This window comes from Candidatus Cloacimonadota bacterium (assembly GCA_020532085.1).
GTDB lineage: Bacteria > Cloacimonadota > Cloacimonadia > Cloacimonadales > Cloacimonadaceae > Syntrophosphaera.
Genome location: JAJBAV010000009.1, coordinates 24,444 through 48,981 on the forward strand (window position 1 = coordinate 24,444; position 24,538 = coordinate 48,981).

Consider the following 24,538-nt stretch of genomic DNA (forward strand, 5'->3'; position numbering starts at 1 on the left):
AAAAAAGTGGTTTAAAAAACAAATACAGACATGGAGGAAACCATGACCTTTCAGGAATTCATGGACAAAGTCGCCGCCAAGAATCCGGGCCAACCGGAATTTTTGCAGGCGGTAAAAGAAGTTGTCGAAACCATTTGGGACGTCTACCAAGACAACCCGCGCTTTGTGAAAGCGAACATTCTGGAACGCTTGGTCGAGCCGGAACGCACGATCATGTTTCGCGTGCCCTGGATGGATGACAAGGGTGAAGTTCATGTGCAGCGCGGCTACCGCGTGCAGTTCAACAGCGCCATTGGCCCCTACAAGGGCGGCCTGCGCTTCCACCCCAGCGTGAACCTCTCAATTTTGAAGTTCCTCGGTTTCGAGCAGATCTTCAAAAACAGCCTCACCACCCTCCCCATGGGCGGCGGCAAAGGCGGTTCGGATTTTGACGCCAAAGGCAAATCCGACGCCGAGATCATGCGTTTCTGCCAATCTTTCATGGCTGAGCTTTACCGCCATATCGGTCCGAACACGGACGTTCCCGCCGGCGACATCGGTGTGGGCGGCCGCGAGATCGGCTATCTGTATGGTTACTATAGAAAGCTGGTGAACGAATTCACCGGCGTGCTCACCGGCAAAGGCCGTACCTGGGGCGGAAGCCTCATCCGTCCTGAAGCCACCGGCTTCGGCGTTGTCTATTTCGCCGAGGAAATGCTCAAGACCCAGGGCAAGAGCTTCGAAGGGCTGCGCGTGGCGCTGTCCGGCTTTGGCAACGTCGCCTGGGGCGCTGCCCAGAAGATCAACGAACTGGGCGGCAAGGTTGTCACCCTCTCCGGTCCAGACGGCTACATCTACGATGAGGACGGCGTTTCCGGCGAAAAGATCGACTATCTGCTCGAGCTCCGCGCTTCCAACAACGACCGCGTGATCGATTACGCGCAGGTCTTCCCCAAAGCCAAATTCATCGAAGGCAAGCGTCCCTGGGAAGTTCCGGTGGATGTGGCCATCCCCTGCGCCACCCAGAACGAACTGGATGTGGAAGATGCCAAAAACCTCGTGAAGAATGGCTGCTTCTGCGTTACCGAAGCCGCGAACATGCCCTGCACTCCGGAAGCGGTGGAAGTGTTCATGAACGCCAAGATCCTCTTCGCGCCAGGCAAAGCCGCCAACGCCGGCGGTGTGGCCACTAGCGGACTGGAAATGACCCAGAACTCCATGCGCCTCGGCTGGGACCGCGAAGAAGTGGACGCCCGCCTGCACTCCATCATGAAGAACATCCACGAAGCCTGCCGGGACAACGGCAAACAGGCCGACGGCTATGTGAACTATGTGAAAGGCGCCAACGTTGCCGGCTTCCTGAAAGTCGCCAACGCCATGTGCGATCAGGGTCTTATCTAAACAAACATAACGATCCCACATATCACCCGGCTCCTCCGAGCCGGGTTTTCTTTTACCTGGAATTCTGAACGTCCCGCCCTTTCCCCCCTCCCATCCGCCCCTTGTTCGCCTCCCGCCTAGTTCCCGCTTGACAGGCGGGAAGTCAGGGGGAGGCGTATGGGAAGTGAATGGGAAGTGGCTTATGGCCGATCAGGCAGAAGCTGGAGCCATTCACGGCGAGAAGCTGATGGGGGCAGGGAAAGAAGAACCCCGGACCGTGTGATCCGGGGGTTGATGATCTATGGCTGGGACAGTCTGTCAAGCTGCCCCGGAGCTGGTTATTTCATTAGGACGATACGTCCGTTCCTGAGCCTTCCGGCGCTGAACATCCGGTAGTAATAGACGCCGCTGTTGACCAGGTTGCCCTGGTTGTCGGTGCCGTCCCAACTGGCGTTGGCGATCCCGGCGGTGTCGGTGGTGAGGGCGAAGCTTTTCACCAGCTGGCCGCGGACGTTGTAGATGGCGAGGTCAACCCCGGCATCAGCTTTGCTTTGGATGCTGATCGCGGCATTGGTCTGGAAAGGATTGGGATGCACGCTCACAGAGATCTCTGCGGGTGCCACCTGGTCGTCGTTGTCCACTCCGATGCTTACCGTGACCACGTTGGAGGGGTTGGAGAGCATCATGGGGTTGTTGAACAGCGTGCAGATCCAGTATTCGTGGGTTCCCGCGGGAACGTAGGTGTCCGAGAAGGTGAGGGTGTTCGGGTTCGTGATGGTGGAAATGGTGAGGCCGTTGCGGTAGAGGCGGTAGCCTACCAAACCCTTGCCCTCAAAGTGTTCCGGGCGCTCCCAGGTGAGGGTCACGGTGCTGGGGGGAGTTACGGTGGCCTGCAGATTCTGAGGCGCGGGCAATTCCTCGATGGGGATGGTGTAGGCACTCATGACCGCGGTTCCGGGCATGCCGTGCTGATCGACGGGAGTGACCTGGAAGGCGAGGGGGAAGCCCAGGTCTTCGACAGCGACGCTATATATGAGTTGATTGGCTCCGCCTATGGCCTGGGGCGTGTTGTTCACTATCCGGAACCATTGCAGGATCGAGCTGCCTTCGGTGTTGCCATCCGCGTCGTTGAAGCTGTAGGCCGCTGTGAGCTCCTGATTGATCACGGGTGGGCCGCTGACCGTCACATCGGTAGCAGTGGGGGCGGCGTTCATGAAGCCTGTCCCGGCGAGGGGGATGCTGATGTTGGGATGGTTGTAGAGGTTGCTGGTGATGGTCAGGGTGCCGGTGTAGGTTTGGGCGGCGGTGGGGGAGAAGCTGATGTTGGCGACCACAGAGGAAGTGCCGGGGATATTGAAAGTGGAAATGTCGGTGGAGAAGGCGGGGTTGTCGATGGAGATGGTTCCGCTGGCAGGGTCGGAGAGGAAATTGGTTATGGTGACGGGAGTCACGGAAGTGCCGCCCACGTACATGTCCGGGAAGGCCAGGTTGTCGGTGGAGACGGGATACGCGCCCACCAGTCCGGCCAGGGAATATTTCACGCCTTGCAATATTTCTTTGGAGGTCATGTTTTGAAGGAATAAAACCACCTCACAGTTGGCCAGGTTCCAGTTGGCACCGGGGGTGAAGGACAGGTTCACGGTTGTGGTCCCGCCGGTAGCCAGGTCGATGGCGGTCCCGTTCTGGTTGGGGGTCATGACGCGGTTGACGTTGTCCACCGTGGTTTGGTTGAACCAGACTTGGGGGATGCTCGATTCGGTGACAACCGCATGCAGTTTCACGTTGGTGTTGGTATCCGCCTCGGGTTTGGAAACTGTGACAGCCACTTGGAACTCGTTGTTCACTTGGGCGCCTTGGGCGCTGATGGTGAAATGTGCGGGCACATTCAGGCGCGCGTTCACCTTGGGCAGATAGTTTGAATACATGGAGCTGGTGTTGCTGCCACCCACCGAGGGATTGAGGCCGTCAAAGTAGGCGGTGGGGTAGCCGGTGATGCCGTAGAAGCTGTTGCGGGCATGGGAATAAGTGTTTGAATAGGCGTCGCCCTGATGATTCTTGATCACCGCGACGGCATGTCCGTTTTGCAGCAGGTCATGGCAGCCCATGGCCGCCCCCGGGCAGTAAGGACAGGTTATGTAGGTGCCAACTTCCACCACCACCAGGTTGCGCGGCACGGCGGTGAGGGTGGCCAGCAGGCCAAGCAGGGCCAATATCAATAAAAGGTTCCTTTTCATCTTGATCTCCTTTGTTATGTACAAATCGAAAAACTTGTCATTCATTTCCTTCCAACTGCTGCCCCATATTTTGTCAAGACAATCCTGTGTGGCCTCCTAAAGACGAGTCAGGAAATCAGTTGGGGGATTATCTTTAGCAGTTCCTCCGGCTGGGTCACCACCCGGTCGGGGTTGTGTTCGCGCAGGTTTTGTTCAGAATGAAGGCCCCAACCCACGCTGACGATCTTCACGCGGTTGTGGTGGGCGGCTTTGATGTCGCGGACTTCGTCGCCCAGATAGACCACGCGCTCGCGGTCCAGGTTGTGGGTTCGGATCCTGGCCTTGATGCTGCGGTGTTTGTGCAGGATGCCGCTGGTGCCCTCCACCCAGTCGAAACAGCTGATCTGATGATGCCTAAGCCAGGCCTGCAAATTCTCGGTGTGGTTGGAACTGATCAGGGCCAGGGAATATCCCTGTTCTTTCAGCTTTTGCAGCACCGGGACCACCCCGGGGCAGGGTTCCAGGTCGGGGATCATTTTGTGGTATTCGTGCAGCACCACGGCGATGGCCTGGCCGAGTTTGTAGAGGGGAAACTTCACCGCCCGGCAGGCTTTGGGGAGGGGCAGGTCGCGCACCTGTTCGAACAGCTCGGAGCTGATGGTGCGGTAGCCGTAGCGCGGGGCCAGCTGGTTCACCAGTTCCAGGATCTTGGCGATGGAATCGGCCACCGTGCCGTCGAAATCGCAGATCAGGGTTGGCTTCATCGGGAGCGTTTCCTGGCGTCCAGGATCAGTTTGTAAGCTTGGTTGCGGCTGATCCCAAAACGTATGGAGAGGTTTTCAGCGAGTTCCTTGCTGCTGGCCGGGCCGGGCTCGAACTCCGCGAGGTAGGCCCTGATATCCGCTTCTGAGGCCGGCTGATCCGGTGTGGCGGCTTCCACAAGGATCACGAATTCACCCTTTTCCATTATCTGGTAGTCGGCCAAAATGTCTTCCAGCCTGCCGCGGATGAACTCTTCGTGCAGCTTGCTGATCTCGCGGGCGAGGCAGACCTGCCGGTTTCCACAGTGGGAGAGGAGGTCCTCAAGCGTTTGCTTCAGCCTGTGCGGTGCCTCGTACAGCGCGGTGGTGTGGGGGCTGGAACTGATGAGGGCGAGCCGGGCCAGCCTGTCTTTCTGTTTGAGGGGCAGAAAACCCAGGAACAGAAAGCTCTCCGGGTTTAGTCCGGAAGCCGTGACAGCCGGGATCAGGGCGGTGGCTCCGGGCAGGGGGATGATGGTCACACCCGCTTCAATGGCGGCGCGGACCAGCCAAAAGGCCGGGTCGGAAATCCCCGGGCTGCCGGCGTCGGAAACGACCGCGATGGACTTTCCTTCGTGCAGCAGGGCGAGGATTTCCGCCAGGCGTTGTTTTTCGTTGTATTTGTGCAGGCTGAGCAGCCTGGGAGCCTTGATCTGGTAATGCGAGAGCAGGAAACGGGTTTTGCGCGTGTCTTCGGCAGCGATCAGGTTCACACTCTTCAAAGTGTCCAGCGCGCGGAGGGTGATGTCACCCAGGTTTCCCACCGGCACCGGAACCAGATACAGGCTGCCTGCTGGCAAATCCGCTCCTTAAACCAGTTGCAGAGCTTTGCCCACCTTGATGAAGGCGGCGATGGCCTTGTCCAGGTCCTCGCGGCTGTGCGCCGCGGAAAGCTGAACCCGGATGCGGGCTTTGCCTTTGGGCACCACGGGATAGACGAAGCCAATCACGTAGATGCCTTCTTCCAGCAGCATGTCGGCCATTTTCATCGCCAGAGGCTCGTCGTAAAGCATCACGGGCACGATGGCGGTGTTGCCTTCCACGATCTTGAAGCCGGCCTTGATCATTTCCGCGCGGAAATAGCTGGCGTTTTCCCACACTTTGTCACGCAGAGCGGAGGAACCGGAAAGCAGGTCGATCACCTTGATGCTGGCGCCAACCACGGCGGGGGCGACGGTGTTTGAAAACAGATAGGGCCGGCTGCGCTGGCGCAGCAGCTCGATGATCTCTTTGCGGCCGGAGGTGAAACCGCCGTTGGCGCCGCCCATCGCTTTGCCGAGGGTGCTGGTAACTATGTCCACGCGGTGCTGAACGCCAAACTGTTCCGGGGTTCCGCGGCCGGTTTTGCCGATATAGCCGGTGGCGTGGGAATCGTCCACCATCACCAGGGCGTCGTATTTTTCGGCCAGATCGCAGATCTCGGGCAACCGGGCCATGTCGCCGTCCATGGAGAAAACGCCGTCGGTGCAGATCAGGCGGTACTTCAGGTCCTTGGCCTCGATCAGGCATTTTTCCAGCTCTTCCATGTTCGAGTGTTTGTAGCGGAAGCGCTGCGCCTTGCAGAGCCTCACTCCGTCGATGATGGAGGCGTGGTTCAGTTCATCGGAGATGATGGCGCTTTCCTCGTTCAGAAGGGGTTCGAACACACCGCCGTTGGCGTCGAAGCAAGCGGCGTAGAGGATGGTGTCCTCGGTGCCGAGAAACTCGGAGATCTTGCGTTCCAGATCTTTATGGATCTGCTGCGTGCCGCAGATGAAACGCACGGAAGCGAGGCCGTAGCCCCAGTCGTTCATGATGTCCTGGGCGGCTTTCACCACCTCGGGATGGTTGCCCAACCCCAGATAGTTGTTCGCGCAGAAGTTCATGACTTTCTTGCCAGTGCTCACACCGATGTTCGCTCCCTGGGGCGTGGTGATGACGCGTTCGTTCTTGTACAAGCCCTGCTGTTTCAGTTCCACAAACAGGTCTTGCAGGTCGGTTTTCATTTTGCCAAACATGGCAAACCTCCACAATATTATTGGTTCAATAGTTGGCACACTTTTTGGAGGCCTCGAATCAGTCAATAAAAAAAGCTCCCGGTGAGGGAGCCAGATTTTGGTGCAGAAGGCGGGACTCGAACCCGCACACCCGTTACAGGCACAAGATCCTTAGTCTTGCGTGTCTGCCAAATTCCACCACTTCTGCATCTGTAAACTCTTTGGGGTTCAGTTGCCCGGGTTGGTTTCCGCGGGAGGCGTCTGAGGCTGCTGCGGCGCGGAACCGGCCGGAGCGGCTTGCGCGGGCTGGGCCGCGGGAGCGCTCTGCGGGGCCGGGGCCTTGGTATCGCCAAACTTTTCGTTCAGCACTTTGGGAGCCTTTGTCTCGTTCACTCTGGATACCTGGAAAGCCAGGAACAGGCAGGAAACGACAAAGATCACGCCCAGGATCTGGGTCCATTTGCGCAGAAACTTGGAGGCCCCGCTGCCGCCGAACACGTTCATCGCCGCCCCGCCCAGGTTGGCATCCAGGCCACCCTTGGAGGTTTGGGACAAAATGACCAGCACCAGCGCGGCGCTGATTATGATATGGATCACCAGGGCAATCGTGTATATAAGCATGTTTCTTTCCTTAACTAACTTCGAAAAAGCATTGTCTGGAAACTAAGTTTTGGAAGCGGCTTTTTTGTCAATCAGAAAATCCCGCCGTTCCTGCCAAACGCTAACCAACATGGCCGCCAAAAGCAGCGCCGCGCCAAGGATGGCGGTGGATGAAACCTTTTCCCGCAGAAGCAGCCAGCCGCCCAGCATGGCGAAAACACCTTCCAGGCAAAGGATCACACTGGCCGCGTGGGGTTGCACTTTTTTCTGCGCGTGCAGCTGCAGGGTGAAGGCCACTCCCACGGACATAATTCCCGCGTAGAGAAGCGGCAGGCTTGCCGTTCGCACCCCGGCCAAGAGCTTCGCGGTGAAGATGCCCTGATGGCTGTGAACGCGGTGGACAAGGCTCCCGGCCAGGCTCAGGAACGCGCAAACCCAGTACTGGAACTGCGCCAGGCGCAAACTCGAGTGGGATTTGGTGAGCTTGTCGATCAATTGCACGTGCAGCGCCCAGAAGACAGCTCCGGCCAGCACCAGCGAGTTGCCCAAAGTGGCCTGCAAATTGGGTTTTCCGTTGATCAAAACCAGGCCGGCCAGACTCAGGGCCACGGCCAGGGCCAGCGGAGGATTCAGCTTCTGGCCCCTTCCCAGGCCGATCAGGGGAACGAACACCACGTAGAGCCCGGTGATGAACCCGGCGCTGCCAGCCCCGGTCCAGAGCATGCCAAACTGCTGCAAGCTGGCGGCGAGGAAAAGCAGCGATCCCAGCAGCAGGGGGCCTTTCCAGCTATTCCACTCAAGTGGCGCGGGGTCTGCTGACGCGATCTGCGCGCTGGGGTTTTTCGCTTTGGAAAACCATCCGGGCAGGGCCACGCAAACCGCCCCCAAAGCGAAGCGCAAAGCGTTGAAGGTGAAGGGGTCGAGGCTGTCCATGCCTTTGCGCTGGGCCACGAAAGCCAGGCCCCAGATCGCTGCGGTGAGCAGCAGGGTGAGATATGCCGCCAACTTATCTGGCCCGGCTTAGTCTTCGCGGCATCTCTTCCGGCTCAGGGCCAGGCCGCCGAAACCGCCAACCACTCCCATGTAATAGCCCAGATCGTAGGCCCAGCCTGTGTTAAAGACCTCGTAGAGGCGAACCTCCCGGTTGAACAATTGCCAGATCAGGCTGATCGGCGCGATCCAGCCGTGCCAGATGCCCATGAAAAATCCAGCCCGGTTATCGGCTGAACGTCCATTCACTCCTGGCGCGCAAGCGCAAAGCAGGGCCAGGCAGAACAGCAGGCCCAGGATCAACGCAAGTTTTGTTTTCATTTTTATACTCCCTGTTCAACCCAAACTGCCATGCCCCGGTTTTGGTCAAGAGAATTGTTGGGCAAACGTGTTCAACCCCGCGCCGCAATTGTCTGCGAAAAGGGTGATGCCTGGCAGGGTGTGTAAAAAAATCAACAATCATGCTTATTTTACCCGCTGCAATTATAAAAAAAGGCTTGCCAAGAAATGGCGCGCCCGAAACTATGGAGAAAGAACAACCTTAAGGTAAGGAGACCACATGCTGTACACGCTTCCAGATGGCCGCAGTTTCGAGCTGGAGCAGGTTAGCAGAGTGTCCAGGATCCGGGACGAGGGTGTGGACGCCGGGCCGATCGGTTACAGCAAATTGGCGTTCCACATCAGTTTCAGAGGCAATGAAGTGATCGAAGTTGAGCTTCCCTATCTATACTCGGACTGGGTGGAGCAAAAAAAGAAGCTGAACTGCATCCGTGAGGGGCTGTTGCAAAGCATTCGCGAATATGGCGGAGAGGTTGACGATTCCTGACTCCTGGCCCCATTTCCGCTGATTTATAAACCACCCCCGCGTTCACGCTTCAGCCCCGAACACACGTCATTCCGGACGCAGGTGCTTGGGCGCCGGAGATCCGGAATCCAGCTCTGTTGGGTAATGCCTTTACAGGGTGTCGAGGCAGGCTGTGCCCGCATCGACCACTACTTGGTCGGGGTTTTGGTTTGGTTTGGCTGTTTGGATTCCTGAGCCCCGGGGCAGATGCCTCCACCCCGGAACTTTATACCGGCTCTCAACCACCCGGTTTGATTGAAAGCCGAACTATCCGGTCTTACGGCGCCAGCAGTTTCAGGATGTCGTCCGTGATGCTGATGGTGATCAGGTCTTTATAGGAGTAGGCCTGTTCGATGTCGGTCCCGTAGGCGTTGATCTTCACCTTGCCGTTCACCCGGTAGCTCACCTCACCGTTGATAGCGCCCTTGGCGATGTTGTAGATGGCTTTGAGGTTGTTCACTTTAAAGATCATCGTGCCTTCGCGGGAGTAGACCTTTTCGTCGAAGCTCAGGGCTTTGTCCAGGTCGCCAGTGCCGGATTCCGCGTTGCCGATGGTGATGTTGGCGGGAAATTCCTCCAGGGTGAATTTGAGCCCGTAGGGATTCATCACGATGAAATCCACCAGGACCTGGGTCTCGGTGATGCCAACTTTGCCCAGATAGCTGCGTTTGATCTTGAAAATGTCGTCGCCGTTGGCTTTGAAGGTGCTCAAAACCATTTGCAGCTGATCCCGGATGTCGATCTCGTAGGGCTCTTCGAACACCAGGTTTTGCCTGGTGCCCAGCACCTTGCCAGAGCCTGTTCCCGCGATATAGACAAAGACCTTCTGGTCGGAGTAATTCACCAGTTTAACGGTGGGCCGGGTATCCAGGGTGATGTCAAAATCGAGGGCGCTGGCTTTGCGGCCGGGGATCTCCACCGCCCGGCTGAGCGAGGCCGTGCCGATCTGTTCGCGGTTTTTGTTCAGCAATGCCACGTCCATGTCGTTCAGTTTGAGTTTGTAACGGTTGGGGTTGAGCACGCTGAGCGAGATCTCCAGCCTGATCTTGTCCGGATCGATGGAGACGACCTTGATGTCGTGGATTTTTTCCACCTTGGGGCTTTTGAAGAACAATTTGCAAGATCCCAGGCTCAGCAGAGCCGCACAGATCAGCAGGCAATTGAGTGCATTACGCATCTGTACCTCACGTGTTGGTTTTATGTTTGCAGGTCAAACTCGATCCAGGGGCCGAAGCTGCGGAACCAGTTCTCCAGCGCGAACACGTTGAAGATCATCTCCGCCTGGGAGTTGTCGCCCTTCTGATATTTTTGCCAGTTAGCCCAAACGCGGGGCAGGTCCCAAATCCCGCGGCGGCGGAATTCCGTGGAGCTGAACAGTTCGTTCACGGCCGCTTTCATCCCCCCGCGCAGCCATACGGCGTGGAAGGGGGATCCGAACACAGCTTTGTCCCGGCGTTCCGCGATGGCCCGGGGAACGATGGGGCGCATGGCCTGGCGGTGGATGTGCTTTCCGGACGCGTGGCGGATCTTGAAGGCGGAGGGCAGAGAAAAGGCGAATTCCACCAGTTCGTGGTCCAAAAAGGGCACCCGGCTTTCGATCGAGGCGGCCATGGACATGCGGTCCTCCCAGTGCAGCAGGGTGGGCAGGGAGGTGAAATAGACCTCATTGTAAAGGAAGTTGGCCAGCCTGGTCCCCTCCAGATCGGCGATGCGCGAGAGGATGCCGGTTTCCAGCGATCTCTTGGCCTGGGTTGTGAATTCCCGGTTAAAGGGTTCGAAGCGCAGGTGCCAGAATTCCATCTCGTACAGCCGGGATTCCGGAAACGCTGCCGCCAGCAGGGTTTTCGCGATCCCCGCCAGGTTTTGGGGGAGGGTGTGGTTGCTTAGGTAAGCCTTCAGTTCGGTGCCGATTTTTCCCTGCCGCCGGTCCCGCAGCAGGTCGCCCAGCCAGCGGTATTGCGCGTGTTTGTAGCCGGCTGTGAGTTCATCGCTGCCCTGTCCGTCCAGCAACACTTTCACGCCGTGCTCCCGCGCCAGGCGCATCACGGCGTATTGCGCGGCGAATCCCGCTCCCAGCGGCAGATCGTTGAACCAGGTGGCTTCGGCGAACCACTGCAGCGCGTCGTCCACCTTGGGTGACGTGAGATGCGAAACACAGCCGCAGGCCGAGGCCACTTCAGCGATCCAGCGCCGTTCATCGAGCTGGGGCAGCTCGGCAAAATAGGAGGAAAAGGTCTGCAGTTGGATGTCGCTGTGCCGCACGGCGCTGCACACGATGGCCGAGGAATCCAAGCCGCCGCTCAGGCAGGCCCCAACCTCCACATCCGAGCGCATCTGCCAGCCCACCGCGCGTTGGAACAGGGCGCGGTACCTTTCGGTGGCGTCTTCCAGGGACAAAGTGCTGCTGCCAAAGGTGGAGGGGTCCAGGCGATGATGGGTCCACACCGCGATCTGCCCGTCTTTCACGGCCATGGCGGTGCCTGGCTCCAGGGCGTGGATGTTGGTCCAGAAGGTTTCACCGCCGTAAACCTGCAGTGAATTGATCTTCATGGCGCGCCAGAGCATCGGCCGGTTCAGGCTTTTGTTCACGGGCGTAAGCAGCAGCTGTTTGATCTCCGAGCCGAAATATAGAACCTGGTCGTGGATGCAGTAGTAGAAAGGTTTCACGCCAAAGCGGTCCCTCGCGCAGAACAGCCGGCGCTGCTTTTCATCCCAGATGGCCAGGACCCAGATGCCGTTGAACCTTTTCAAACAGTCATCTCCCCAGGCGTGGTAAGCCTTGAGGATCACCTCGGTGTCGGAGCGGCTGCGGAACCCATATCCTGCCCTGTTCAGCTCTTCGCGCAGCTCCACATGGTTGTAGATCTCACCGTTGAAAACAATGTGCAGGCCCAGTTCCGGATCGCTCATGGGCTGATGTCCGCCGGCCCCCGGATCGAGGATGGCCAGGCGGCGGAAACCAAAGCCCAGCCTTGCTTTTTCCCCTTCATCCAGCCGCGGATGCAGGGCCTTCACTTCCGCGGAGGAATCCTGGCCGGAAAACGACTCCCTGACGCCGGTTTCAGGGCTGCAGAGGAAATAGCCCTCGTCATCCGGCCCGCGGTGCCTGACCGTGTTGGTCATTTCCCTCAGCAGCCGGATGTCAGCGATTCTTTCCGCGTCGAGACAAAGGATTCCGCTTATTCCGCACATGATGGGGTAGCAGATATCTGAACCTTTGAATATGGTCAAGCTAATTTTGGACGGCTCCCAATATCAATACGGTATCAATACGGAATCATTACGGATGAAATCCGTATTGATTCCGTATTGATACCGTATTGATATTGGGAGCGAAGGCGGTGTGTTAGTGGAGACAAATTTGTTGACAGGAACCAATGTTCATCTAAGCGGGTCTGAGTGGTTTCCGGCAAATCTTTGCCGGAGCGGATGACCCATCAAGAAAGTGAGGCCGAACATGAAACACAAACCCGTAACCTTGTTGCTGATCCTGCTGCTGGCGGGAAACCTCAGCGCTTTGCATTTTGCCCGCTGGAGCACCTCCATGGGCTCGTTCACCGCTGAGATTTACGATCAGTGGGTGCCGATAACCGCCAATAACTTCATTTCGCTTGCCAACAGCGGCTTTTACAACGATCTGATCTTCCACCGCGTGGTGGCGGGCTTTGTGATCCAGGACGGCTGTCCCCAGGGTACAGGTTATGGCGGGCCGGGATACACCATTCCCGACGAATTCCACCCCAACCTGCATCACGACCAGGCCGGGATCCTGGCCATGGCGCATTCTTCCGCGCCAAACTCCGCCGGGTCTCAATATTACCTCACCCTGGTTCCCACCCCCAATCTGGACGGCAACTACGCGATCTTTGGCAAAGTAATCCAGGGCCTGGACACCGTTCTGGCGATCGGCCAGGTGCCGGTGGATGCCGACGACAGGCCGCTGACGCCTGTGACCATCGACACTTTGAGGATCCTGGACCTGGCCATAATGAACGTGACGCCCTCCGATTCCAGCACGGTAACGGTGAACGTGAACGAGCCGCAGATGTTCGTGGTGGAAACGGTGTCCAACCTGCCCACGCAGTATGACTGGATGGTGGACGGAGCGCAGGCCGTGGGCATGGATTTCATCCTGGAAACCACATTTTCCACCCCCGGCCTCCACTCCGTGGCTTGCGTGATCAGCAACGCCGACTGGACCCACACCATCGCGTGGAATGTCCTGGCGGAGGGAACAAATGTTGAAGACAGCGTCCCGCCGGTGCTACAAGGACTGGAGATCATGCCCCACCCCCTGCGGGAGGGGGCCACGCTGAGACTGGCTGAGGGCCGCGGCGGACCTGTTCAGGTAAGTGTTTATGACCTCCGGGGCCGCTTGCTGATCGCGGCGCCTGAGCCACTGAAGCAAGGCTCCGAGTGGTTTTGGGATGGCTGTGATGCCCGGGGTAAACGCCTTCCGGCCGGGATCTACGTGATCCGGGCTAGTTCGGCGGACCAAAGTTATTCGCGGCGCTGTGTGGTTTTCTAAAAAGGCTCTCTGGCAAACCGAGGTGGTGGGAGTAAAACACTCGTCCCTTGGTAAGATAATGACGCTCCGGAGCGGGTTGGGCTGAATGTTCTGCCGCGTTAATGGAGGCGCAAACGTCCCCGTTTGCGAAGCTTCGCAGAAGCTTGTCTTTAGATTCCGAAAGGCCCTCCCGGCCTTTGCAGACGGGGACGTCTGCCACTCCTGTTTTCTGCTGGAGTCGAAGCTCGTGACTCGCCCGACTCCAGCTTCACCGCCCGGAATGACACTCCGGAGCGGGTTGGGCTGAATGTCCTGCCGCGTTAATGGAGGCGCAAACGTCCCCGTTTGCGAAGCTTCGCAGAAGCTTGTCTTTAGATTCCGAAAGGCCCTCCCGGCCTTGGCAGACGGGGACGTCTGCCACTCCTGTTTTCTGCTGGAGTCGAAGCTCGTGACTCGCCCGACTCCAGCTTCACCGCCCGGAATGACACTCCGGAGCGGGTTGGGCTGAATGTCCTGCCGCGTTAATGGAGGCGCAAACGTCCCCGTTTGCGAAGCTTCGCAGAAGCTTGTCTGTAGATTCCGAAAGGCCCTCCCGGCCTTGGCAGACGTGGACGTCTGCCTCTCCTGTTTTCTGCTGGAGTCGAAGCTCGTGGCTCGCTCTGCTCCAGCTTCACCGCCCGGAATGACGGAACGGGGGCGTCCGGTTGAAGCCGGTGTTCCGTGCAGGTGTGACAGCCTCCCCTGCTATCTGAGGGGCGGTTTGTTCGCCACCAGCTGCAGCAGCCTGCCTTCCCCGGCAGGCAACGAGATGTGGGCCTCGCTGTTGATGATGGGGTGAAACATCCGGTCGTGGGGGTCCCAGAGTCCCGGATCAGGGCCGTAGGCGGCCAGTTTTTTCCGGTCGAAGGTGAGGGTGAGGATCTGGGCCTCAGCTTCCGGAAAATACTCAGCGAATTCCCGGTCCGGAACGTAAAGCGGATCAGTGATGGTGCCGGGGCGGAAGAAATTGCCGCGCCGGTTCACCAGCATGAACCAGGGTTTGTCCTCGGCGTCCTGGTACAAGGCGCACTGCACGAAGCCTTCGTAATCGCCGTTACCCTGTTTCAGCACTTGCAGCCGCTTGATCAGGTTTTTCTTTTGCCACCTGCTGTTGGGGGCTTTTTTGGTGCCTATGGTCTCCGCTGACAGCCAGGTGAGTCCGCGGATGATCTTTCCGTAGCCCAGAACCCGGAGATTGCTGGAGGCCACGGCGGGCCAGGCGATGGGGTCAGGTTCCGGATCAGGGAAGTTTTTGGCCCCCCTTTGGGAAAAGAGCACCGCGCGGTTGCCGTAACCCTCGGCATCGGGAAACACCCTGAGGCGGTAGTGGATGATGCCGTCCGGCTTGTAGCAGAGAGGCAGATAGAGCAGCGCTTTTTGGGTGGCGGAGGGGGGCTGGATCCAGGTTAGCCATCTGTCGCCGCCGCTGTTTTTCACCCAGTTCCCCAAAACCTGCACGATGGGCAGGAAGGAGCGGCCTTTCTTTTCATCGCGGTAGAGCATGCTGCCCCGGTAAACCCGCAGCAGCTTTTGGTCCAGCACATCCTGGATGAACAGGCCGGAACCTCTGTCTTTCGGGCCCCATTTGAGGTCCGGCGCGAGGGGATAGATGTCCGGCGCGATGATCTGCGGCTGGGCGAGCTTGCGGAAGGCGTCCACGTGATCGTAATAGACCTGGTTTTGCTTGTCGAGCACGAAGTTTTTTCCCTGATAGTCGTACACGGCGGTGAAAACCCTGGTGCCAGCCTCATGGGCGGCGTCCTCGATCAGTTTGAAGCCGGCGAACTGGCCCAGGTGGGGTTCGTCGAAAGTGTAAAAACCGCTCAGGTTGCCAGCTCCGGCTGCCACCAGGCTCAGCATGCGTTCCTGGATCCCCTGGCGCATCACGGTCCGGTTCGTCACCAAGTCGTGATGCAGCTGGTCCTCGATCTCCACATAGTCCAGCTCCACATCGCAATTGCCGTACCACCAAAGGCGGGGATTGAGGTTCACCAGACGCAGCAGCTCCTGGGAATCGGGAGTGGCCGGATCGCCGTCGTGATCGGCGCTCAGCAGGTTCGCGGCCAGCAGGTCGGAGTAGGGTATCCGCAGAGTGATCTCTGTGAAGTCGCCTCCGGAAGAGAGCAGCAGGTCGTTGAGCCGGAAAACGGTTTCGGTGAGCCCGCGGTCCTGGTTGAGATGGCGCAAAACCCTGGCCTGGGCGGAAAAAACGCCGCCCTGAAGTTCGTAGCCGCTCACATCGAAGCGCAGCAGGGGTTCGTCGATCCGCAGGTCTTTTTTCACCTTGCCGATCCGGAAGCGGTAGGTTACGCGGATGAAGCTGTTCTCATGCCCCGGGGGATCGAGCTGGCGCAGCACGAATTCTTTGCCAAAGCGCACATAAGCCCCGTTTTTATTGGGCCAGCGATATCGGAGATCGGTGAGCAGCCAGCCCGGCCTGTCTTTCCCCATGCTTGCCTGCCAGGCCCAGCCGTAGGAAGCTCCGGCGATGTCGACAGGCCTGCCCACCCGCGGCATCTTCTTGTCGCTGCGGGCGGCATACCAATGCTGATTGTCCAGGCCGTCGCCGTATTTCAGGTCCTTTTCGCTGGCGAATTCGGCTTCAAAACGGAGCAGGTTGTTCGTGGACAGGGCGTAGCTGGGATAACTCTTAACATCGGAGGAGGGGCCGGGCCAGGTTTTGTCTGCCAGCCAGGCGTCCAGGCCGAAGCTGTCAAGCTCCTTCAGCAGGGTGGCCAGGTCGGCATTGTCCTCAAAAGTTTCCACCAGGTTGGAATTGTAGCCAAGGGCTTGCATCTGCCTGTATAGGGCTTCCCGCTGGGCGGAGTTTCCGCTGTTGCGCAGATAGGAGTAGGTTCCCAGTAAAAAATCGTCTGAGTGCTTTGCCGCCAGGGGCGGCAAGATCAGGCAAGCCAGCACGCAGGCCAGCAGGATCGGGGTAACTGCCGTTCTGGTCATCATCTGTCTCCTTGTTTGGTGTTGATCATCCCGGAGGGCGATATCACTTTCTCGGCTGAGGGCCGCATCCGGTCAAGCGATTTTTCCGGGCTGGCCAGTTTTGGGGCCGGTCACTCGCTGAGGTTGATCTTGCGTGAGCGGAACCCGTAGCCCAGCACGTCGTAGACGTCCGTAACGATCATGAACGCGTCGGGATCGATGTCTTTCACGATGTCCGTGAGCAGGGGTACCTGGCGGCGGTTGATCACACAGAAGAGCACCTCGGTCTCTTTTTTCTCGTAACCGCCCAGGGCCTTGAAAAAAGTTACGCCGCGGTCGAGTTCCGTGTAGATGTCCTCCTTGATCTCGTCAACCTTGGGCGAGATCACGTAAACACCTTTGATGTAGGGCAGGCCTTCGGAAGCGAGGTCGGTGATCTTGGTGGTGATGAAGAGGTTGATGTAGCCCCAGATGAGGATCTTGGGGTCTTTGAGCAGGATGGCCACCAGCAGGATGATCCCGCTTTCCACGATGTAGTAGCCGGTGCCGATGGAAACCCCGGCCTTCTGTTTGATCAGGGCCACGGGGATGTCCGTGCCGCCGGTGGAGCCACGGGATTTGAAAATGATGCCGAGGCCGAGGCCCAGCACCACGGAACCCGCGATGGCTGAAAGGAGCAGGTCTTCCGGGCCGAGGTAGGCAAAGATGGTGCGGCCCTGATAGCTGTAAGTATGCTCTCCCAGGCTCAGGATGCCTATCCTGGCGATGTTTTGGATGTTAACCAGATCGGTGAAAACAGATGAGATAAGCATGCCCAGCACGGATTTGGCGCCGAAGGATCTGCCGATGAAGATGAAACTGATCACGAACAGCGGGATGTTCAGAATGATCATGGACATGCCCACGGGGATGCGGAAATAGAAATTCAGCACCTGGGCGAGACCGCCCACGCCGCCCGGAGCCATGTTGTAAGGCATCAAAAACCAGGCGTAGCCGATGGCCACCAGCAAAGCCCCAAACACTATCCCGGCCATGTATTTGGCTTCCCGGAGGAAGAGCTGTTTTCCCTGTAATTTCTTCATTTTTAGTTCTCCTAATAGCTTGACGGATTGGCGCGCTTCAGAATGATGGCATCTTCGTGCGGGATTGGCTTCGGATGGGAGTTTCAGCCCCGCTGGCAAAACTTTGACAAGGAACATCAGATGATCATCGACCTGAGATTTGACGGCAACAAACACAGCCATATCGAACTGGAAGCGGCAAAACCGATCCGCGAGATCCTGAAAGGCACGGACATCCCTGCCGACAGGATCTTGTCCTACAAAATTGACCACGTCCGTTATGTCAATGATGAATATACTCCCACGCAAAACATGCTGGTGGATTGCATCTCATACAACCACCCCGAAGGCAGCCGGATCTACCAGGACTCCGTGATCTTCATCCTGGCCAAGGCGTTGAACGCTATCCTGGGAGCGGGGCATGCCCTGGTGATCGAACACTCAATCGGCGACGGCGTCTTTTGCGAGGTATTCGGCACCCAAAGCTGGACTCCGAATGACTGCCAGCGGGTGAAAGAGGAAATGCTGCGGATCGTGGAGGGCGACCTGCCGATCGACAAGATTTTGGTGAAAACCCGGGAGGCACTGGAGATCTTCAGCACCATGGGCCGGAAGGACGTGATCAAGAACCTGCAGTATCGTTTCAGCGAAGAGGTTTACGTTTACCGCTGCGGCAAGTATTACGACCGCTTTCTGCGCCCCCTGGCGGACAGGACCGGCATGGTGAGGGAATTCGACGTGGTGTACAAGGAAACCGGCTTCGTGTTGAGGTTTCCCACCGGCAGGGAATGCCGCCTCGCCCAGCCCTTCGTGCTGCCGGAAAAGATATTCCAACTGCACCAGGAACACGACAAATGGCTGGATATCCTGCGCGTGCACAACATCATCGACATCAACAAACTGACCGACAACTACGAGATCTCGGAATTCATCCTGGTGGAGGAAGCCCTGCACGAAAAGAAGATCGCCGAGATCGCCGCCGACATCGTTAAACACCCGGAAGTGAAGTTGATCCTGATCGCCGGGCCTTCCTCCTCCGGCAAGACCACCTTCGCCAAACGCCTGTCCATCCAGCTGCAGGCCTCCAAAGCCAAACCGAACGTGGTGGGCCTCGATGATTATTTTATCGACCGAGACAAAACCGTGCGCAAGGACAGCGGCGAATTTGACTTCGAATCCATTTATGCCCTGGACCTGGAGTATCTTAACAAACAGCTTACCCAGCTGCTCAGCGGCGAGGAGGTGGAGCTGCCGCATTACGATTTCACCCGCGGCATGCGCCGCCGCAGCAACAAGATCATCAGGCTGCGCGAGGAAGACGTGATCGTGATGGAAGGCATCCACGGCCTCAACGACGAACTCACCGCGGCCATTCCGGCCAACCGCAAAGCCAAGATCTACGTGAGCGCCCTGAATCAGCTCAACATAGACAACCACAATCGCGTGGCCACCACCGACTGCCGTTTGCTGCGCCGGATGATCCGAGACCACCAATACCGCGGCTACACAGCCACAGAGACCATGCTGCGCTGGCCCAGTGTGCGAGAAGGCGAGGAAAAGAACATCTTCCCCTATCAGGAAAACGCGGATTATATGTTCAACAGCAGCCTCACCTACGAGCTGGGAGTGCTGCGCAAACACGCCTGGAAACTGCTTCTTTCGGTTCCCAAAAGCTCCGCCGCCTACACCGAGGCCCAGCGACTGCTGGCCCTGCTGGCCAACGTCAAAGACATCCCGGACGCTCTGGTGCCCTACAACTCGATCATCAGGGAATTCACCAACGGCTCCATCTTCAGGTACTGAGCGTGAACAGGATCCATATTCTGGCCGATGACGTGCGCAACAAGATCGCCGCGGGCGAGGTGATCGAACGGCCGGCCTCTGTGGTGAAGGAACTGGTGGAAAACGCCATCGACGCCGGCGCCACCCAGATCACGGTGGCGGTGGAGAACGGTGGCAAGGACCTGATCCAGGTGAGCGACAACGGCTGCGGCATGAGCCCGGACGACGCTCTGCTGGCCTTTGAACGCCACGCCACCAGCAAGATCAAGACCGTGGGCGACATCATCAGCATCGGCACCCTCGGTTTTCGCGGGGAAGCCCTGCCCAGCATCGCCAGCGTGAGCAACCTGACCCTGATCACCCGCGACGCCGCCAGCGAGGTCGCCACCCAGGTGGACTTCGATTTCGGACGCCTGCGCAACGTGGGGCAAACCTCCTCGAATCCCGGCACCAACATCACCGCGCGCGGCCTCTTCAAGGCCTTGCCCGCCCGGCGCAAGTTTCTGCGCAGCGCTCCGGCCGAGTTGCGCCACATTCTCAAATACATCCACTACCAGGCCGTGCTGCATCCCGGCATTGGCTTCAAACTCTTTGTGGAAGGCAATCAGAAGCTTTCCTTCGTGGTCGCGGAAAATCGCGAACAGCGGATGGGTGAGGTGTTCGGCTCCGGATTTTTCAATGACGACATCATCCCAGTGCAGGCCGAATCCGAGGATTACCGCCTGGAAGGATACATTTTTGGCTTGGAAGACCGCAGCGACAAATTGGTGGACATGCAATACTGCTTCATCAACGGACGCTACATCTCCGACAAAACCGTGAAACACGCCATCAAGGCTGCCTACGAGCCCTTCATTCTCAAAACCCGCGTCTGGCAAAAAGGCAGCACCCCGCCCTACGTGCTGTTTCTGGACATCCCGGTGGAGCAGATCGACGTGAACGTCCATCCCGCCAAACTGGAGGTGCGGTTCCGGGAACAGCAGAAAGTGCACTCGCTTGTCTTCCTCACGCTCACGGACGCCCTGAACGCCTATGAACACGCGAAATTCGCCTCCGCCCGCGTGAAATTCGACCACGCCCAGCAGGTGAACGAAGCCACTTTCGTGGAGCGCACCGTTTACGGCAACAAGGTGGATGTGCCCCGCTTTTCCCAGTATAAAAAAGAGTTTGGCAGTCTCTATCAGGATGAGCTGTTTCCCGCATCCCAAGCGGATCCGGCCCCTCCCCGCAAGATCGAGGTGCCGCTGGTGGACGCGGACAAAAAGGACAGCGAGGACCAGCTGGAAATAGCCAACGACCTGCCCAACGAGTCGTTCCAGTACAGGCTGCTGCTGCGCAACGAAGAGGACTACATCAATCCCTGGCAGTTGCACAACACCTACATTTTCATCCAGGTGGAGGATGGCCTGGTGATCATCGACCAGCACGCCGCCCACGAGCGCGTCATCTATGAAAAGCTGCTGCAGCGCACCCAGGGAGCGCCGCCGGTGCGGCAGAAACTGATAATTCCGCTTGTGATCGACATTCCGCCGATCGTGGCCACAGAGATCCGCGATCTGGTGGAACAGAACCTGGAATTGCTGGAGAAGACAGGCTTCGTGCTGAAAAAATTCAGCGGCGATTCCCTGGTGATAGAGGAAATTCCGGCCGAACTGGATGACTGGCAGGGCGGCAAGATCTTCATCGAGATCCTCAAACAGCTGGAGGAAGAGCTGGAACTGAACCCCGATTTCCGCGAATCCCTGGCCAAATCGATCGCCTGCAAAGCCGCGATCAAAGCTGGGAAGAAGCTTACCCGCAAGGAAATGCTTAACCTGATCAATCAGCTTTTCGCCTGTCAGATGCCCTATTTCTGCCCCCACGGCCGGCCGTTGATCCTGAAAATGCCCCTGGCGGAGTTCGAAAAGAAATTCAAGCGCCAGCTATGATCCCCCTGGTCACGCTGGAAGGGCCCACCGCCTCGGGAAAATCCGATCTGGCCTTGCGCCTGGCCCAGGAACTGGACACGGAGATCATCTCCGCGGATTCGCGCCAGGTTTACCGGCTTCTGGATATCGGCACGGCCAAGCCCTCCGCCGCGGACCTGATGGCGGTAAAGCACCATTTGATCGGCATAATCGAACCTTCGGAGAGCTACAACGCCGGCAGGTTCATCGCCGACGCCTCGGAAGCCATTGAAACGCTGCACCGGCAGGGGAGGATCCCGCTGATCTGCGGCGGTACGGGACTCTATGTGGAGTCCTTGCTGCAAGGCCTCTTTCCACAGGCCGGCATCGATCCCCAGGTGCGGCGCCAGCTGCAGGAGCGTTTGCAAAGCGAGGAATTGAGCGCTTTGTATGGTGAGCTGGCCGCGCTGGATCCCGATTTTGCCGCAAAAATCAGCCGCAATGACAGGCAACGGATTCTGAGGGGTCTGGAGATCTTTGCCGCCACCGGCTTTCCCATCAGCGAACACTGGCGCCGCCAACAGCCCGGCAGCAGTTTCCGGGCTTTCCGCGTCCTCTTGGATCCACCCCGGGAACCGCTCTATGAAAGGATCAACGCCCGGACGGCCCGGATGCTGGAAGAGGGTTTGCTCGACGAGATCAGCCACGTTCTGAAAATTGGGTTTAACCCTTCCGCGCCCGGCCTTAACAGCGTGGGCTGCAAAGAATATCTGCCGCATCTGCTGGAAGCCGCTTCCCTAAAGGATTGTTCCACCCTCGCCGCCCAGCACACCCGCAATTACGCCAAACGCCAGTGCACCTGGTACCGCAAGCGCAAGTTTGATTTGACATTGGGCTCCAATGTGTGTATAATATCAGAGATCCCCACACTCATTAGAGATTGGCGGAAATCTTTGCACTGAGGAATGAATGCATCTGGTCGCGAAGGTCTTTGACCTGATTATCACAGAGGACGAAGTCCTCACGGAAAGCGAAAAGCTGATCGGGCAGAACGGCCCGCTGGCTTTGGTCCAAGCCTTGAACCGGGTGATAGACCGCTGTCTGCTTCTGCATGAAGCACTGCGGGCCGGCATCCAAGTCACGGAGGACGAATTTGACAGCGCCTTGCTGGAGACCCTGGAGGACATCGACGAAGCCCCTCAAAACGAAGCGCAGACCCAGGACATGGAAGAGCGCATCCGGCAGAAAATCGTGATCCGCAAATATGTGAGCCAGATCATCGGGCAAGACCATATCATCGCCGATGACCAGCTGCTGGCTTTCTATGAAGACCAACCGGAGGTTTTTTTCGCGCCGGAGGCAGTGCGGGCCTCCCATATTCTGTTCCGCAGCGATGAACCGGAGGCTTTGCGCAAAGCCACTGACTTACGCGCCCAGATTCACACTCAGGCCGATTTCGCAAATGTATGCCCCAGCCACTCGCAGTGCCCTACCGGAGCGCGTTGCGGCGATTTGGGCTGGTTTCCCCGCGGCCGCATGATCAAGGAGATCGAAGATGTCGCCTTCGCCCTCGAACCAGGCCAGATCAGCGATGTCTTTCAAACCCGCCACGGCTATCACATCCTGTTGGTTACAGACCGTAAACTGCGTCAGCGCATACCTTTCGAAGAGATCAAGGACAGCCTCAAAGCCAGGCTGGTCCAGCTGGAAAGGGAGTATTTCCTCATCCGCCACATGAACGACCTGCGCCGAGACCACGAGGACCAGATCCAGATCCTCGACCCCCGCTTCAGCTGCTGACCCTCATTTTCAGCCTTCCACCCAGGCCAGGACCTCCCGCTGGAGGTCCAACTTCTGAATCTCGCTCAAATCCTTGCCGCGTTCAAGCGTGAACGTGGCCACGAACTGGCCCGGCTGACTCCTCATCACTCGGATCTCATCGCCTAACTTTATGGCTTCGTTGATGTCGTGGGTAACGAGTATGATGCTCAACTTCAACTCTTTAGCGATATATCCAAGCCAGTTTTGCAGTTGCAATCTGGTGATGGCATCCAGGCTGGCGAAGGGCTCGTCGAGCAGCAGCAGTTCCGTGTCCATCATGCAGGTGCGTAGAAAAGCCGCTCGCTGGCGCAGACCGCCGCTGAGCTGGTAGGGCAGGTGCGCGGCGTGATCCTCCAGCCCGAAGACCGGCAGCAGTTCCTTCACCCGTGATTTGGCGGTCTTTACGTCACCGCCTTTGATCCGCACGGGAATCAGGGCGTTTTCCGATACGTTCAGCCAGGGAAAGAGCAGGTCGTCCTGGGGCATATAGCCCAGGCAGCCGCTTTTGCCGGTGATCTCATCGTCCCGGAAAAAGATCTCTCCGGAATCGGGCCGGGTGATCCCGGCCAGCAGTTCCAGAAACGTGCTTTTGCCACAGCCACTGCTTCCCACCACGCATACGAAGCTCTGCGCCCGCATCTCGAAATCAACCTCGCGCAGGATCAGTTGAGGCTGCCCATGCAGCAGGAAGGATTTGCTTAGCTTACGGGCCCTGAGGATCGGCTGCATCAGGCAGAAACTCGTTTGTGAAGGCCGCCAGGGCCTCCACGCCAGTGGTGATGATCCCCTTGCGTAGCATCCAGTCGGCAAAATTCTTCCAGATTACCGGGTTTTGCTGGCCCCAGCGGGGAGCATCGGCTTGGAACTGGCTGCTGAGATACTCCAGGCTGGCCTTCACTAGCTCAGGGTCAAGCTCCGGGACCGCCCGGGAAAATACTTCAGCGCTTTCGGCGGGGTCTTTGACGCAGAATTCGTAGCCCTTGGTTGTGGCCGCCAGGAACTTGCGCATCAAATCCTGGTCCGAATTGGCCAGCAGATCGCTGGTGATAAGCACCGGCGTGTAGAAATCGAAGATGGGGTCGATCTCCCGGGCGGGGATGAAGTTAATGTCGATGCCTTTCAGCCGGGCCTGGACGCCGTCCCATCCGTGGTAGATCCACTCAAAATCGGCGTTCTTGCCAATTGTGGTGAAGAAATCGGTAACTCCATGCACCACTTCCACGCTTTCGAAATCCGCATCGCTGCTCTCCATCACCTGCTGCAGGATCCCCAGTTCGGAAGGCCAGCCGGAGCTGCCGTACCTTTTCCCGCTGAATTCCTTCGGGGAAGTGATGCCTGATTCTTTCAGGGACGCGAATCCGGAAGTGTTGTGCTGGATCACCGCGGCCAGGGATTTCACCTGAACACCCTGGGAGCGGGCGATGGTTACGCTTTCCTGATAGCTGAAGCCAAACTCCGCCTGCCCCATGGCCACGATCTTTTCCGCCGTGTTTTCACCCGGTTGGATGATCTCCACATCCAGGCCCTGTTCTTTGTAATAGCCCAGATCACGGGCCACATAAACCCCGGCATGGTTGGTGTTTGGGGTCCAGTCCAGCACCAGGCGTACCTTGCGGAGTTCGGGCCCCTCATTTTTTTGCTTGCAGCCGGCAAAAGCTAGCAGCAGAACAAGGATCAGCATGATACTAAGAATTTTGTTATTCAATTTATTGCTCCCTATGAT

20 protein-coding genes and 1 tRNA gene are annotated in these 24,538 nt (G+C 58.1%); 7 read left to right on the forward strand and 14 right to left on the reverse strand.

The features are described 5' to 3' along the window. The first annotated feature begins 42 nt into the window (after positions 1–42). A complete protein-coding gene (gene gdhA / locus LHW45_03705; GenBank protein ID MCB5284683.1) occupies positions 43–1,380 on the forward strand; it encodes an NADP-specific glutamate dehydrogenase in 1,338 nt (445 codons plus the stop codon). Positions 1,381–1,697: 317 nt separating this feature from the next. Here gdhA and LHW45_03710 read toward each other — a convergent pair whose 3' ends face one another. The 8 genes from LHW45_03710 to LHW45_03745 form a co-directional block, all read right to left on the reverse strand. Further along, a complete protein-coding gene (locus LHW45_03710) occupies positions 1,698–3,593 on the reverse strand; it encodes an Omp28-related outer membrane protein (GenBank protein MCB5284684.1) in 1,896 nt (631 codons plus the stop codon). A gap of 107 nt (positions 3,594–3,700) precedes the next feature. Continuing rightward, positions 3,701–4,336: an HAD hydrolase-like protein gene (locus LHW45_03715; protein MCB5284685.1), complete on the reverse strand. Its 636-nt coding sequence runs from the start codon at positions 4,334–4,336 to the stop codon at positions 3,701–3,703. Beyond that, complete coding sequence (rsmI, locus tag LHW45_03720; protein ID MCB5284686.1) at positions 4,333–5,172, reverse strand: 16S rRNA (cytidine(1402)-2'-O)-methyltransferase; 840 nt, start codon at positions 5,170–5,172, stop codon at positions 4,333–4,335. Before rsmI ends, LHW45_03715 begins: the two co-directional genes overlap by 4 nt. A gap of 9 nt (positions 5,173–5,181) precedes the next feature. Then, positions 5,182–6,369 carry a glycine C-acetyltransferase gene (locus LHW45_03725; GenBank protein ID MCB5284687.1) on the reverse strand — a complete coding sequence of 396 codons (1,188 nt, stop codon included), beginning with the start codon at positions 6,367–6,369 and terminating at the stop codon, positions 5,182–5,184. A gap of 98 nt (positions 6,370–6,467) precedes the next feature. Next, a tRNA-Leu gene (locus LHW45_03730) sits at positions 6,468–6,556 on the reverse strand. 20 nt (positions 6,557–6,576) lie between these two features. Further along, the gene (secG, locus tag LHW45_03735) at positions 6,577–6,969 is read right to left on the reverse strand and encodes a preprotein translocase subunit SecG (GenBank protein ID MCB5284688.1); all 393 of its coding nucleotides are present in this window, start codon (positions 6,967–6,969) and stop codon (positions 6,577–6,579) included. Positions 6,970–7,011: 42 nt separating this feature from the next. Beyond that, complete coding sequence (locus LHW45_03740) at positions 7,012–7,953, reverse strand: DMT family transporter (GenBank protein MCB5284689.1); 942 nt, start codon at positions 7,951–7,953, stop codon at positions 7,012–7,014. A 15-nt stretch (positions 7,954–7,968) separates the two neighbouring features. Further along, the gene (locus tag LHW45_03745) at positions 7,969–8,259 is read right to left on the reverse strand and encodes a hypothetical protein (GenBank protein MCB5284690.1); all 291 of its coding nucleotides are present in this window, start codon (positions 8,257–8,259) and stop codon (positions 7,969–7,971) included. Between the two features lie 238 nt (positions 8,260–8,497). On the opposite strand from LHW45_03745, the gene LHW45_03750 reads away from it, so the two are divergent. Beyond that, the gene (locus LHW45_03750; GenBank protein ID MCB5284691.1) at positions 8,498–8,764 is read left to right on the forward strand and encodes a hypothetical protein; all 267 of its coding nucleotides are present in this window, start codon (positions 8,498–8,500) and stop codon (positions 8,762–8,764) included. A gap of 295 nt (positions 8,765–9,059) precedes the next feature. Here LHW45_03750 and LHW45_03755 read toward each other — a convergent pair whose 3' ends face one another. Both LHW45_03755 and asnB read right to left on the reverse strand, forming a co-directional pair. Then, the gene (locus LHW45_03755; protein ID MCB5284692.1) at positions 9,060–9,959 is read right to left on the reverse strand and encodes a hypothetical protein; all 900 of its coding nucleotides are present in this window, start codon (positions 9,957–9,959) and stop codon (positions 9,060–9,062) included. Positions 9,960–9,979: 20 nt separating this feature from the next. Next, positions 9,980–12,013 (reverse strand): asparagine synthase (glutamine-hydrolyzing), encoded by a 2,034-nt coding sequence (asnB, locus tag LHW45_03760; protein ID MCB5284693.1) that lies wholly within the window; start codon positions 12,011–12,013, stop codon positions 9,980–9,982. 226 nt (positions 12,014–12,239) lie between these two features. On the opposite strand from asnB, the gene LHW45_03765 reads away from it, so the two are divergent. Then, the gene (locus LHW45_03765) at positions 12,240–13,310 is read left to right on the forward strand and encodes a peptidylprolyl isomerase (GenBank protein ID MCB5284694.1); all 1,071 of its coding nucleotides are present in this window, start codon (positions 12,240–12,242) and stop codon (positions 13,308–13,310) included. Positions 13,311–14,033: 723 nt separating this feature from the next. On the opposite strand, the gene LHW45_03770 is transcribed toward LHW45_03765, so the two are convergent. Together LHW45_03770 and LHW45_03775 are read right to left on the reverse strand one after the other, a co-directional pair. Next, entirely contained in the window at positions 14,034–16,286 is a 2,253-nt protein-coding gene (locus LHW45_03770) for a hypothetical protein (GenBank protein MCB5284695.1), read from the reverse strand. Between the two features lie 110 nt (positions 16,287–16,396). Then, positions 16,397–17,347, reverse strand: a complete 951-nt coding sequence (locus LHW45_03775) for a YitT family protein (protein ID MCB5284696.1) — start codon at positions 17,345–17,347, stop codon at positions 16,397–16,399. A 120-nt stretch (positions 17,348–17,467) separates the two neighbouring features. On the opposite strand from LHW45_03775, the gene LHW45_03780 reads away from it, so the two are divergent. Genes LHW45_03780 through LHW45_03795 form a run of 4 tightly spaced genes read left to right on the forward strand, consistent with a single transcriptional unit; the run spans position 17,468 to position 22,794 of the window. After that, a complete protein-coding gene (locus tag LHW45_03780; GenBank protein MCB5284697.1) occupies positions 17,468–19,129 on the forward strand; it encodes a nucleoside kinase in 1,662 nt (553 codons plus the stop codon). A gap of 2 nt (positions 19,130–19,131) precedes the next feature. Then, positions 19,132–21,036 carry a DNA mismatch repair endonuclease MutL gene (gene mutL / locus LHW45_03785; GenBank protein ID MCB5284698.1) on the forward strand — a complete coding sequence of 635 codons (1,905 nt, stop codon included), beginning with the start codon at positions 19,132–19,134 and terminating at the stop codon, positions 21,034–21,036. Beyond that, on the forward strand, positions 21,033–21,956 hold the full coding sequence (gene miaA / locus LHW45_03790) for a tRNA (adenosine(37)-N6)-dimethylallyltransferase MiaA (protein ID MCB5284699.1): 924 nt from the start codon (positions 21,033–21,035) through the stop codon (positions 21,954–21,956). The genes mutL and miaA overlap by 4 nt, the downstream gene beginning before the upstream one ends. Before the next feature lie 7 nt (positions 21,957–21,963). Continuing rightward, positions 21,964–22,794, forward strand: a complete 831-nt coding sequence (locus LHW45_03795; protein MCB5284700.1) for a peptidylprolyl isomerase — start codon at positions 21,964–21,966, stop codon at positions 22,792–22,794. 9 nt (positions 22,795–22,803) lie between these two features. Here LHW45_03795 and LHW45_03800 read toward each other — a convergent pair whose 3' ends face one another. Then, positions 22,804–23,544, reverse strand: coding sequence for an ATP-binding cassette domain-containing protein (locus tag LHW45_03800; protein MCB5284701.1), 741 nt, complete (start codon positions 23,542–23,544; stop codon positions 22,804–22,806). After that, positions 23,519–24,496 (reverse strand): ABC transporter substrate-binding protein, encoded by a 978-nt coding sequence (locus LHW45_03805; GenBank protein ID MCB5284702.1) that lies wholly within the window; start codon positions 24,494–24,496, stop codon positions 23,519–23,521. The genes LHW45_03800 and LHW45_03805 overlap by 26 nt, the downstream gene beginning before the upstream one ends. Positions 24,497–24,538: the final 42 nt, after the last annotated feature.